This is a genomic window from Lentimonas sp. CC4 (assembly GCF_902728235.1).
Lineage (GTDB): Bacteria > Verrucomicrobiota > Verrucomicrobiia > Opitutales > Coraliomargaritaceae > Lentimonas.
On the sequence record NZ_CACVBO010000002.1, the window covers coordinates 703,362 to 716,377 of the forward strand.

The 13,016-nt window shown below is 51.1% G+C and carries 11 protein-coding genes; 2 read left to right on the forward strand and 9 right to left on the reverse strand.

Annotated elements, in window-relative coordinates; all coding sequences use genetic code 11:
• Window positions 1–2: 2 nt before the first annotated feature.
• Window positions 3–3,290, reverse strand: a complete 3,288-nt coding sequence (locus GZZ87_RS19130) for a PSD1 and planctomycete cytochrome C domain-containing protein (protein ID WP_162024440.1) — start codon at window positions 3,288–3,290, stop codon at window positions 3–5.
• Window positions 3,291–3,540: 250 nt separating this feature from the next.
• On the opposite strand from GZZ87_RS19130, the gene GZZ87_RS19135 reads away from it, so the two are divergent.
• Window positions 3,541–4,425 carry an AraC family transcriptional regulator gene (locus tag GZZ87_RS19135; RefSeq protein WP_162024439.1) on the forward strand — a complete coding sequence of 295 codons (885 nt, stop codon included), beginning with the start codon at window positions 3,541–3,543 and terminating at the stop codon, window positions 4,423–4,425.
• Here GZZ87_RS19135 and GZZ87_RS19140 read toward each other — a convergent pair.
• From GZZ87_RS19140 to GZZ87_RS19155, 4 genes are all read right to left on the reverse strand, one after another.
• The gene (locus GZZ87_RS19140; protein WP_162071485.1) at window positions 4,403–4,759 is read right to left on the reverse strand and encodes a hypothetical protein; all 357 of its coding nucleotides are present in this window, start codon (window positions 4,757–4,759) and stop codon (window positions 4,403–4,405) included. The two genes, GZZ87_RS19135 and GZZ87_RS19140, sit on opposite strands and share 23 nt — an antisense overlap.
• 248 nt (window positions 4,760–5,007) lie before the next feature.
• Complete coding sequence (locus tag GZZ87_RS19145) at window positions 5,008–5,286, reverse strand: hypothetical protein (protein ID WP_162071486.1); 279 nt, start codon at window positions 5,284–5,286, stop codon at window positions 5,008–5,010.
• Window positions 5,273–5,662 (reverse strand): hypothetical protein, encoded by a 390-nt coding sequence (locus GZZ87_RS19150; protein WP_162071487.1) that lies wholly within the window; start codon window positions 5,660–5,662, stop codon window positions 5,273–5,275. The genes GZZ87_RS19145 and GZZ87_RS19150 overlap by 14 nt, the downstream gene beginning before the upstream one ends.
• Before the next feature lie 423 nt (window positions 5,663–6,085).
• Window positions 6,086–6,265, reverse strand: coding sequence for a hypothetical protein (locus GZZ87_RS19155; protein ID WP_162071488.1), 180 nt, complete (start codon window positions 6,263–6,265; stop codon window positions 6,086–6,088).
• A gap of 2,095 nt (window positions 6,266–8,360) precedes the next feature.
• Here GZZ87_RS19155 and GZZ87_RS19160 point away from each other — a divergent pair.
• A complete protein-coding gene (locus GZZ87_RS19160; protein ID WP_162025352.1) occupies window positions 8,361–8,720 on the forward strand; it encodes a hypothetical protein in 360 nt (119 codons plus the stop codon).
• A gap of 126 nt (window positions 8,721–8,846) precedes the next feature.
• On the opposite strand, the gene GZZ87_RS19165 is transcribed toward GZZ87_RS19160, so the two are convergent.
• From GZZ87_RS19165 to GZZ87_RS19180, 4 genes are all read right to left on the reverse strand, one after another.
• Entirely contained in the window at window positions 8,847–9,485 is a 639-nt protein-coding gene (locus GZZ87_RS19165) for a DUF2959 domain-containing protein (RefSeq protein ID WP_162025351.1), read from the reverse strand.
• An 82-nt stretch (window positions 9,486–9,567) separates the two neighbouring features.
• Window positions 9,568–10,353 (reverse strand): polysaccharide deacetylase family protein, encoded by a 786-nt coding sequence (locus GZZ87_RS19170; RefSeq protein ID WP_162025350.1) that lies wholly within the window; start codon window positions 10,351–10,353, stop codon window positions 9,568–9,570.
• 10 nt (window positions 10,354–10,363) lie between these two features.
• Complete coding sequence (locus GZZ87_RS19175; protein ID WP_162025349.1) at window positions 10,364–11,017, reverse strand: phosphatase PAP2 family protein; 654 nt, start codon at window positions 11,015–11,017, stop codon at window positions 10,364–10,366.
• 537 nt (window positions 11,018–11,554) lie between these two features.
• The gene (locus GZZ87_RS19180) at window positions 11,555–12,997 is read right to left on the reverse strand and encodes a sulfatase (RefSeq protein WP_162025348.1); all 1,443 of its coding nucleotides are present in this window, start codon (window positions 12,995–12,997) and stop codon (window positions 11,555–11,557) included.
• Between the last annotated feature and the right edge of the window lie 19 nt (window positions 12,998–13,016).

Sequence of the window (13,016 nt, forward strand, 5' to 3'; positions counted from 1 at the left end):
TGTTAAAATAGGTAGATAAATTCTTTGCGGTTCATCATGACGTGGCAGAGCTCCTGCCACACGGCGACTTCGTTGACGTCGCCATTTTCCTGATACATCTCAGTTACGTCACGAACAAGATCTTGAGCCCACGCGATTTCAGCCTCGTCCGCAGGGCGGCTGAGTGCGACTTGGTGCATGTAATTGATGCGTGCCACTTCATCAGCTTCAGCTTCAAGTAAATATTTCGCCCATGCCAATGCCTGCTCACGCGTGAATTGCGAATTCATCAATGCCAATGACTGCGCCGGCACATTCGTAATATTACGCGCGCCAATCGGCTCGATGGCATTGGGCATGCCCAAAATTCGGAGGAAGGACGGCATGAAATTGCGGCGCAGTTGCGTATAGATAGAGCGTCTGGCATTGCCATCGACTGGACCACTCTTGCCCTTGCCTCGTGCCGAAGGTAAATCACCAGTATATGCGGTCACACTCGGCCCATAGAGCTCAGGGTTCAACTGTTGGCTGACATAGAGCACATGGTCGCGAATTTGTTCTGCCTCCAATCGCTTCGGCGCCATATGCTGCAGGTAGATGTTATTAGGGTCCATGCTGAGTGCTGATTCATCAGGCACAGTGGACATTCGATACGTAGAGGTAGTCACCATCTCACGAATCATCGCTTTGATGGACCAGTCCTTCGCCATAAAATCTTTCGCCAAGTAATCCAATAATTCCGGGTGTGACGGTAGCGTGCCCAGCTCGCCTAGATCATCGATTGACGAAACGATGCCACGACCAAACACATGGTGCCAAATACGGTTGACCATGGTGCGTGAGACGAGCGGGTTGGATTCGTCCACCATATACTCGACAAACTCCAAACGCCCACTGCTATCCTTCGGCAGCAATTCGCCACCCAGTGCATCCATGAAGCGGCGAGGATTCGGATCTTTGCTTAGATTCTTATGGCTACCACGGATATAAATCGGCTCATCCTGTGGAGTGCCCTCAGTTAAACTACGTGCATACACTGGCGCTGGGATTTCATTCTGAATCTCTCGGTAGCGTGCGATCAGTGACTTGAGCGTCTCGCTGCGATCGGCCCCTGCACGGATCAATCCTGCTTCAAACAGCGCACCTAGCACTTCAGCTTCAGCCGGCGACATTGAGCGACTACGCGCATTTTCCCATGCTTCAGCCACCACTGTAGTGATCGGTTTGTCAGCCCAAAGTGCTGCGGTATCGGGCAAGTTCGCATTGGTAGAAAATGCGATGTAGCTATCGTCCGCTCGATTCTTTAACGAGGACCTTAGTCTCCGCGACTCCCCGTCCTGTAAGACTTCGATGTAAGCTGACAATCCAACCCAGAGCGTAGTCGGTATTTGGATACGTTGCCAACTGCCGTCAGTGACCGCGACGCTAAGAACTTTAGTGGTAGGGCCAAAGCCGACTTGTTCGTAGTTACGCACGATCACGTTGAGACGGGCATTTTTACCACGTGCGTAGATCTCAACGGGCTTACCATCGAGCACGAAATCCGGACTACGAATACTCCCCGAAATACGCCCGGAATACAGCCCTGCTACAGGTTGGGTTGTGTCCACCAGTGTCTGCACGACATGCTTGTTATCTTTAACTGATAGAACGATGTCCTGAGCGGACTCTGTCGGTGCGTCACGGAAGCCCAGTCCCGTTTGAATCCAGTCCTCGATTTCGGTCGGATACACCGGTGTAATCGATGCATGATGCTTGCCCGCACCTTTCGGCGTTGTTTTTGCACCAGCGATACTCTTACGAATGGGCTCTAACTGCGGCCATTTGCGGTGGATGTGTGAAAAGGCATAATACTCCACCCATGCCTGCAAGACGGTTTCGTCCAGCTTCGCGTTCTCGGATTCAAATTGAATTAAGGCCAAGACCGCTTCATTCAGCTTCGGCTCGGGCTTCTTATGTTGCTTCTTGTGCGCACCCGATTTCGTATACGCGATGTAATCTGCATGCCCAGTAATTCGCTGTGTTGCGCTCAGATAGTGTTCTACTCGAGTCGCGTCCTGCCCCGCATCCTCGATCGCCGCATCATATACCGCCGGCTTACCGTTGCGCAGCTTCGACTCAGGCACCAGTTGCTTGGTTTCGGCCACCGCATTGGTAATATCTAAGCGCGAACTGCGTAGCATGCCATACCATGAATAGTAATCGCCCGTGGTGATCGCATCAAATTTATGATCGTGACAACGCGCGCAGGCAATCGTCATGCCGAGGTAGGCTTTACTCGATGCATCGATCATACCGCTGAAAATACGGGCCTCATCCTCATGCAAATCAGGTGGGCCATGCTGGCCATCAGTCAGATACAGAAAGCCCGGGCCTTTCAGCGACTCATTCACCGTCTCGGTCTCATCATAGCGCGGATTTTCAAGCAAATCACCAGCGAACGACTCACGAATGAAATCATCATACGGTAAATCTTCGTTGAACGCACGAATCAGATAGTTTCGATACTGATACGCATGCGGCATTACATAATCGAACTCGAAGGACTTGGATTCTCCGTAGCGCACCGCATCCATCCAGTGGCGCGCCCACTTCTCTCCAAAATGCGGCGAAGCTAATAGACGATCAACTTGCTTTTCGTAAGCATTCGGGGACTCATCTGCGAGATACGCATCCATCTCTTCTGGGGTCGGCGCTAGGCCAATCAGATCGAAGCTGAGGCGCCGTAAAATGCTGCGCTTTGAGGCCTCCGGTGCAGGCGTCCAGCCTTTCGTGTCGAGTGCCGCTAAAATGAAATGGTCGTAGGCATTACTCGGCCAATTGGGATCGCTCACCGTTGGCACGGCATAGTCCATAATTGGCTGAAAAGACCACCACTGCTTGCGTTCTTCGAGGTCGAACTGATCGACATTTTTCAACTCACCAATTGCCTGATCACGGGGATCGAATGCGCCCTCATTGATCCACTTCGCAAAGTCGGCAATTTGTGCATCACTCAACTTCGACTTCGGGGGCATTGCATCGTAGTCAGGGTCATGACGAATCATGTGCATGAATAAACTGTTCTGCGCATCACCTGGCACGATCGCTTGACCTGTGTCGCCTCCGCGCATCCAACCCGCTTTCGAGTCCAATAGTAAGCCACCCTTTAATTTCTCCGAATCTTCCGCATGGCACTCGTAGCAACTCTCGATCAACACGGGACGAATCTTCGTCTCGAAAAAAGTCAACTGCTCCGAGTCCAGCTCAGTCGCCGCATTCGCGCAGAGTGCAAATGACAAAAATGATAAAACGACAGATCTAAGAGGCATGATACAGAGGGAGAGGGTAAGCGTGGATGAGTGACTATGGTAGGAGTGCGAAACAGAGCACAGGTTCCTTAAGAGGCGAGTTTTCGTGCTAGATTTCAGTTTTAATAATACACCTAATTCCGCGCACAGCCTCCACTCTTCACGCTTAAAACTGATACTTTTTCCTAATATACACAACGAATAGGACTAATTTTACGCATTATTAATATCATTCTTGTGTAATTCGGAAATTGGGTGACCCTAAAAACCTATGGAAAGTCGCCAGAATTTAGTCCGTGAACTGATCCCCAATGAGGCAGGCACGACCTATGTCTATAAACAGGAAACCTCAATTTGGCCAGTCTGGCACTATCATGAAGAAATCGACATCCTGCTATTTCTCGGCAGCAGCGGACAGCATATCACCGGCGATTTCATTGGCGAGTTCAAGCCCGGCACCGTGCTCGTCAATGGCCCCAATGTCCCCCACTGCTTTACCAGCACGGATGCGCCCGCTACGGATGCATCTCGCCCCGTGATCGCCGTCATTCAATTTTCAGAAAAATCAATTGGCGCCGAATTTCTCTCCAAACCAGAAATGAAGCGTATTCGTGAGTTCATTGATTCCACCGCTCGCTCGTTCGAATATCTGGGTGAAACACGTGCAAAAGCCGCTGCGATCATACAGGCGATGGAGAACCGCCAAGAGATGCGACGCTTTGGTCAGTTCCTCAATTTGCTTGAGACCTTTGCCCTCGCGCCGGAGCAGGATAAGAAGCGACTCGTCAGCAACTTTTATTCGCCAGTGCTGAATGATGAGAACGTCAATCGCATCGAATTGGTGCGCCGCTGGGTGCAGGAAAATCTGAATCAAAAAATCACTCTAGAGGCAGCCGCTTCGCAGATACAAATGCCAGCCAAAGCATTTTCCTATTTCTTCAAAAAGAATACTGGAAAAGCCTTCGTCCAATACGTCAAAGAGCTACGTATCGGGCTCGCCAGCCAGAAGCTGCTGCAGACAGACCTTAGTGTGCTGGAAATCTGTTACGCCTGCGGCTACAACAATCTTTCCAACTTCAACCGGCAATTTCTCGATGTCAAAAAGATGACCCCCACACATTATCGGAAACAATTTAAAGACCTGACGAAACAATAACACCAGAGCCCCATGGTTTCGGCCACAGAGCCAAAGCACCAAAGCCGTAGCGCGAGTCTTTAGACCGCAGCACAGAACCCCAGCGCCGAGCCCAAGTGTAGCGGAGCCAGGAACTGGTTTCGACCACCGAGCCATAGCACCAAAGCGTAGCGCGAGTCTTTAGACCGCAGCACAGAACCCCAGCGCCGAGCCCAAGCGTAGCGGATCCAGGAACTGGTTTCGGCCACAGAGCCAAAGCACCAAAGCCGTAGCGCGAGTCTTTAGACCGCAGCACAGAACCCCAGCGCCGAACCCAAGCGTAGCGGATCCAGGAACTGGTTTCGGCCCGTTGCATTTGCGAAGTCTCAGGCCCGCTACGCTCAAGGCACAAAGGCAAAAAGCCGTGACACAGACATTCCTGTCTGTCCACCGAGCACAAGCCACCGAGCACAATCCTCCGAGCCAAAGCCGTGGCGCGAAGATTCATCGAACGTCTCAACCGAACCAACGTATTCCAAACTCAAACTCGGCATTGTCTAACCGCAGATTTCGCAGATGGACGCAGATTATTACAACATATCAATCGACCTAACAGAGTCCCAGCTAGCGGATCCAGGAACTGGTTTCGACCACCGAGCCATAGCACCAAAGCGTAGCGCGAGTCTTTAGACCGCAGTAGCAGAACCCCAGCACCGAACCCAAGTGTAGCGGATCCAGGAACTGGTTTCGACCACCGAGCCAAAGCACCAAAGCCGTAGCGCGAGTCTTTAGACCGCAGCACACAACCCCAGCACCGAGCCCAAGCGTAGCGGATCCAGGAACTGGTTTCGGCCACCGAGCCAAAGCACCAAAGCCGTAGCGCGAGTCTTTAGACCGCAGCACACAACCCCAGCACCGAGCCCAAGCGTAGCGGATCCAGGAACTGGTTTCGACCACCGAGCCAAAGCACCAAAGCCGTAGCGCGAGTCTTTAGACCGCAGCACACAACCCCAGCACCGAGCCCAAGCGTAGCGGATCCAGGAACTGGTTTCGGCCACCGAGCCAAAGCACCAAAGCCGTAGCGCGAGTCTTTAGACCGCAGCACACAACCCCAGCACCGAGCCCAAGCGTAGCGGAGCCAGGAACTGGTTTCGACCACCGAGCCATAGCACCAAAGCGTAGCGCGAGTCTTTAGACCGCAGCACAGAACCCCAGCACCGAGCCCAAGTGTAGCGGATCCAGGAACAGGTTTCGGCCCGTTGCATCTGCGAAGTCTCACGCCCGCTACGCTCAAGGCACAAAGGCACAAAGCCGTGACACAGACATTGCTACGCCATCTACGGCAGACCTCCGTCCTGTCTGTCCACCGAGCACAAGCCACCGAGCACAATCCTCCGAGCCAAAGCCGTGGCGCGAAGATTCATCGAACGTCTCAACCGAACCAACGTATTCCAAACTCAAGCTCGGCATTGTCTAACCGCAGATTTCGCAGATGGACGCAGATTATTACAACATATCAATCGACCTAACAGAGTCCCAGCTAGCGGATCCAGGAACTGGTTTCGACCACCGAGCCATAGCACCAAAGCGTAGCGCGAGTCTTTAGACCGCAGCACAGACCCAAAGCACCGAGCCCAAGCGTAGCGGATCCAGGAACTGGTTTCGACCACCGAGCCAAAGCACCAAAGCGTAGCGCGAGTCTTTAGACCGCAGCACATAACCCAAGCGCCGAGCCTAAGTGTAGCGGATCCAGGAACTGGTTTCGGCCACCGAGCCCAAGCACCGAACCAAATCCGTAGCGCGGATCTTTAGACTGCAGCACAGAACCCCAGCGCCGAACCCAAGTGTAGCGGACCCAGGAACTGGTTTCGGCCCGTTGCATCTGCGAAGTCTCACGCCCGCTACGCTCAAGGCACAAAGGCACAAAGCCCAGACAACTGCTTTCAGGATTCCCTTCGTAGGGGCTTTCCTCGTCCTAGATTATGAGCTTGTCGAATGAGGAAGACCGCACCGTGCAATGGGCTCCAAACACACCAAAAATAAATAAGTAAAAAGCCCCTCCGAATCCTCTGGCTTTGTGCGCTTCGTGACTCAGTGAGAGACCTCATTCCTTTTGCCCAAAGCCGTGACACAGACATTGCTACGCCATCTACGGCAGACCTCCGTCCTGTCTGTCCACCGAGCCCCAGCCGTAGCGTGAAGATTCACCAACCGTGCACCTCCAAGGCATCTTTTAACCACCCGTTCCCGATGGTCACTGGAGGGCACAGAGGCACTAACACTTCCCACTCTCACTAACACTTCCCACTCGCACTTCAAAGCCGCGTGGAGCGTAGACGCGTTAGACGAAGTCTGATACGCGCACGAAGCTCTTTACGCGGTCACTCGCCAAAGGCGCTCACTCTCGGCACCGCCGAGTCAGCCGAGTGTCACAGCGAATCCAACGGACTACGCACCCCCATCCCAGGCTTCTTCATGACATGTGTATAGATCTGCGTCGTCTCCCGCGTAAAAAGGCTGCGCCTCACGCGGTTTCGATTAGACCGCGTGCGCGTAGCGTTTTACGCGGCCTAATAAATCCTGCACCGTGCGGATATCCATCCCATCATCCCGCGTAAAAAGTCTTCGGCACACGCGGTTCATATTATTAAACCACGTGAGGCGAAGCCTTTTACGCGGTAACTTTCGCGATCTTTCTGCGGTAAATCCGAGGCCCCCAACACCTCCGCCCAACGGGGAAACTGTATAATCTTCATAACACCTGTAATAGTGATCAAAAATATACTTAAATCAAGCCGATGAGTTAATTGAGTGCACGATTAGCCGGAATATAAAAATCAAGAAAAACACACCATACAGCTACATCCTATTGCCTATGAGCTACTTGCTGACTTTCGGAATGCATAATCGGAGGTTTAAAAAAAGTGATATCATTCACTCAGCTTCAAAAACCACTGCTGAGTGCACGAATCGGCGGAAACTAAACCTTGATATTGAAACGATATTGACTTAGCATACGCACACATCATTGCCACTTACCCCACTCCTACAATGACGAACAGCCACAACCATCAAACGGTTCCCTTGAAAGTGCCTCAAAATAAAACAAAACACCAACCCTTGTTATCATTCACTCAGTGAATGATATAACACTGATCTCAGAAATGAATAATCTAAGCTTACCCTTTTTCGGTGTAACCCAAAGCCTTAGCATTATCGTATTCTCGATCATGGCGTTTACTCCAAATAATAAATTAACAGAAGTGAACCTAGATGTGCCGAAACTATGGTTAATCTCAGCTGCCCTTTCGGCAGTAAGCGTCATCTCTTGGATTTCATACTTAGGGTGGAGAGAAAAAAGTAATTTAACTCAATTTAAGAAAAGAATCTCATTACTGACAAACACTCCTAATATACTAATCCTATCAGCTCCGGTCCTAATGATAATTATAGCGATTATCTCAGTTTTCGGCCTCGGGGTTCGCGTATGAAAATGAGATCCAGACGCAGCTATCAACTCCTTTCGCGCTCCGCGCTTCAGTCGCGATAGTGCTCTACGTTCTCAAAAATGAAAATTCGAAAACGAATTCTAATCATACTTGGACTAATGCAATGCGCATTCGGATTCTTTTGTTATTTCTCTTACATAAGATCGACGGAAAATATAACTTCCTTCGCTGAGGGCTTAAAAACACACAACTACGAACAAATAGAAAAATCAACAGACACTCCAGACTTGGCAGATAAAGAAGTGCAGCAAAGACTATTTGAGTCATGGTTGAATCCTTTGACCTCAACTGCCAATCAGTTGGATGGGATGAAAGATTGCGCATCCATGGCATTATTTCTCTCTGGTCTAATCACAGCCTCCATCTCACTATCCATCCCAACGAAATAGAGCTGAGAACCAGTCAGAGCACTCAATGAGTTTCGCTGAAGCTCACTAATTAGTGTCCTCTACGTTGGACATCGAAAAAATGAAAAAACTAATCCTCATCTTCTTCCTGCCATCACTGCTAATGGCGATGTTAGCTTTCACTCCCATGCCTGAGAAGCCAGACTTCACACGAGCAGCTGATTTCGTCCAAGAGGTCTACGACAACGGGCATGCATTTCCGAAAGAACTCTTAACTAAAGAAAAATTCACCGCAGCGTTGATACAAGGAACATTCGACAGCAGTAACCCTAGCATTGCATATAGAAATAAGGATTATCCATACGACTCAAGTATGGCGCGTTTCAATGGCGTAATAACACTCAATGATGGAACCCTATACACCTGGATGATCAATCGAAAAGGGAGAAAAAAGGGGTCATGTCATTACCTTTGTGGTTGACTAGATCGATCCCCGGATCATACTACATGACCCCTTTTTATCTCCTTTTAAGGGTGATACTGCCGCGCATCAGTCCAACTGATGCGGGATTTTTACGAGAGATAGCTAAGTCTGAAGTTTAAACACCTACAACTGACTGATAAATGTGTTAGCTTCCGTAATCGAAGCTTCCATTTGTTTTACCAAAACCCCGACACGTTGCTGGATTTGTTGGACTTCGACATCCAGGGCTGCAATGGCACGGGCATTTAGATTGTGCTTCAGATAGAGCACTTGATCTTCAAAGAGTTCTAGGACAGGTAGCATGCTTGCTTCAGCAGCACGCATTTTTCGAATCATTTCGTTATATTTGCTGCGTGTCTCACGCAAGGATTGCTCACTGGAGCGACGGAGGCTCGCGCTTTGATAGGAATCGAGCTCTTGTGTCCACTCCGCGAATAGCGCCTCGGCGACGGACTCCACTTTATCGATTTGATTGGAGACGTCCTCAGCGGCAGAGACGCTGTCCTCATAGGCGTCTTTTACCTTTTTGTATGCTTTTTCAAGATCGCCGCCATCATACGAGGTCATCGCCGTAAAGGCTTCTAGGGCGTCTGCGAAGGTTTCTTTTGCGTCTTCTTGCTCATCGCGCGCACCTTCTACGCGGTCAACCATGATATCGCGCTTCTCGATCCCCAGTTTTTCCATCGAGGCGTAATAGGCAGATTGGCAGCCAGCAATGAAGATCGCCGCGCTCAGCATAAGTAAGGAAAGTGATGTTCTCATACACACTAGCGTGCATCGTCCTACTAAGTTTGGCAATGAAAGGCTTCAGGGAAATAAAGAGAAAATGAGGGGCAGGAATTTACTAGGCTCTAACCTTTTGGGATGGGGTATAAGTCGACACGTCCGGTAACCTACAGCGATAGCCCTCGCGCTTCAGCAACGCGAGCACCCCACGAATCGCCTCTACCCTTACTTTGGGTGCTACAGAAACGCCTTCGTGCATCAGCAAAATTGCACCAGGGCGCAACTCTCTCTCCACACGGGCCACAATAGCTGAGGAATCTTTACCGAGACAGTCTCCGCTGCGTATCGTCCATGCAACACACCGCAACTGCCGCTCTCTGAGTGCGCGGCGCAGAAATAAATTCTTAAACCCCACAGGGGAACGATACAGTTGCACGTCAGCCCCCTTCGCATTGAGCACTGCGCACGAATCATCTAACTCGCGAGCCACCCGCCGAGGGCCCGCCATCCAAAAGTCCCTCAATGGGTGCGTATGCGTATGGCTGCCAACTGTATGTCCACCCGCGAGCACGGCCTTCACCAGTTCGGGATGCTTCGCCGCCCGTTCGCCAATCATGAAAAAGGTCGCCTTCGCTCCATGCTCAGCCAAGGCTTCTAAAAGTGCAGGTGTATCCTCGGGGTCGGGGCCGTCATCTATGGTCAGCCAAACTTCGCGTCCCTCGGGATGGAAGCCTGTCACCACATCGCACAGTCCTTGCGCGCGCGGTAAGAATATATGTGCCAACACCACGCCGCCTCCGCCAAAGAATATCAACCAGCCCAGCAGAGTGTATTCAGTGCCAATTACTACTAAAAGTCCGAGAACTTTCAATAACGTGCACTGCAGAGTTAGCCAAGCATTCATAGCAAACCACTCAATCGTTCTTACGGAACGCAGCAAACTTTGCTTTTCGGGCAATTTGATTGTTCAACCAAAAGACCACCACTCCAAGCAAACCACCACATAGCACATCCGCAAATACGTGCTGCTTCGTCGTCATCGTCGAAATCACGATCGACAGGCACCAGAGCCAGTTCAGCAGATGCCAAACACCCCTTATTTTAAGGAAGCTGAAGAGACGCCCGATCCACAAGCCCGCGTAAAGCGCAAAAGCTACGTGCAAAGAGGGACAAGCGTTGCCCGCGGCATCAGACTCTTTCAAAAACTGCAGCGTCGGATAAGCACTCCAATCGATCTCCCAATTCGGCACCGCAGTCGGCAAAAAGTAAAAGACCGAGAGGCCAACCACGCTAAGCAAACAGGCCCCCATTAAATAATACCCCAGTTCATTGGGCCGACACATCATGGAAGTGGGCAAGCAGATATACACCCAAAGCGAGAAATAAATCCAAGCGGACCAGGGCAATAGAGGTGCCCAATGGTCGGGCGCGAACAGGGGCATTTCATACACCGCGAACAGTGGCTGCTGCTGCACATAAAAATAGGCGATAAAGAAGGTAGAAATCGCCACGGTCGACCCGATCAACTTCAACCAAAACAAGGAACCAATGCGTGGAAGCAGACTCATTGGATTAGGCTGCTCGGAAGCCGAGGCGTTTACTCCACCGTTCAATAAGAGTGGCCATCGAGCAGCACAGTTCGACGTTCTCATCACCTTTCAGCTTCGCCCAAACAAAATCGTTCGGGGCAGAAGTGCTTAACTGTTGACCCACTTGGTCGCCTATTGAATTTGAAGTTCGCATGTTAAATCTTTTCGCAGAACCAACTGCCTTTGCTATTAAATGCGCGCCTATAATATATCAAGCAAGCGAAACCTGCGCGGAGATAGCATCACAATTGATGTCATGGAATCACAAGGGTATAAACCGGGAACAGTCAAATGTTTCATGGACGGCCTTCTGTTCGCGATGCTCTGCGAACCTAGAATGCGACGACCGCGATTGCATGCTTGGATTGATTTACTGGCTCTGGCCTCAGCCAAACAAGCGAAGACTCGAGAGGAATCCCTCTTCCGCGACGACTCTACCCCGCAATTAGATCAATACTGTTTCTAAGTGGTATAACAAGGACTCAACCAGCGACCACGATCGAGGCATTCTTGACCTTACTTTTTACTAGCGGCCCACTTCTTATATTTGGCGATATCTGGGCGCTTTTTGCCTTTATCGAAGAAGCGTGCGCCAGAGCCGATGACTCCGGCATCGCCTAGCTCCGCTCGGGCAAGCTCGACTTGTTGCATTAGACGCTCGACCACCTCGGGGTGCTGGGCGGCGACATTGGTGGTTTCACCGAGATCCGTGTTCAGATCGTAGAGCTCGATGGTTTTTACCTCATCGATCATACGTGCCCACCAGCCCATCCATTTGGGCTTACTAGCGCGTGGCAGGACAAGCTTCCAGCGCGCATCGCGAATGGCCTGCAATCCGGTGTAGCAATAATAATAGTAATACTCGTGCGGTGAATCGTCGGTCGCGCCGGTCAAGAGCGGTGTCAGGTCTTTGCCGTCGATCACTAGATTGGACGGCAGCGTCTGTCCTGCGAGTCCGGTGAATGTTGGCAACAGATCCATCGTCGTGACTAGCGCGTCGGACGTTTCCCCTGCTGGGATGTGCTCTGGCCAGCGCACAATAAACGGCACACGTGGCCCGCCTTCCCACGACTTCATTTTAGCGCCGCGCAGTGGGTCTGCATGCCCGGCATGGTCGCCGATGGAATCTTCGATCCATGGGCCGTTATCAGATACAAAGACGATGAGCGTGTTGCCATCTAGATCGAGTGCTTTGAGTGTTTTCAGGATTTCGCCCATACTCCAATCCAGCTCCTCGATCACATCACCATAGAATCCGCCTGCCGATTTGCCGCGGAATTTATCGGAAACACCTAGTGGGACGTGCGGCATGTTATGTGCGAGGTAGAGGAAGAATGGCTGTTCCTTATTGTCTGTGATGAACTTGATCGCCTCTTCGGTATACCAGGTCGTGAGCTGATCCATCTCTGGCTGCTCGATTGCTTTAACGACGACCTCACGGTTGCGAATCAACGGTGCGCGCAATTTCGTCTGCTCGATGAGCTTGGTGACGCCATTGTATTTCGGCGTGCCGAAGAAATAATCAAAACCTTGATCCAATGGATGGCCTTTGGTTTTCGCATCGCCGGCATGCCATTTACCCAAGATCGCGGTCGCATAGCCGCCCTCCTTTAGGACTTCGGGGATCATCAGTTCCTTAGTATGTGGAACCGTATGTAGCGACTTCGTGTTGCGAGGTTCGGCAATACGAATCGGATACGAGCCCGTCATGAGTGCCGAGCGGCTCGGGCCACAGACTGGCGAGCCCACATAGGCATTGGTGAAGCGCATCCCTTCGGCAGCCATTCGATCGAAGTTCGGCGTTTTAATATCCGGCGATCCGTAACAGCCGACATCGTTGTAGCCTTGGTCATCTGTTAGGAAAACAATGATGTTCGGTTGTTTCGCCGCGTTCGCGGTTGCGGCTATACAAGCTGCAGCGAAGGATGCGCACAGAAGTTTCTTTATAGTATGATACATAAGGTAAAGCTAGAGTCGG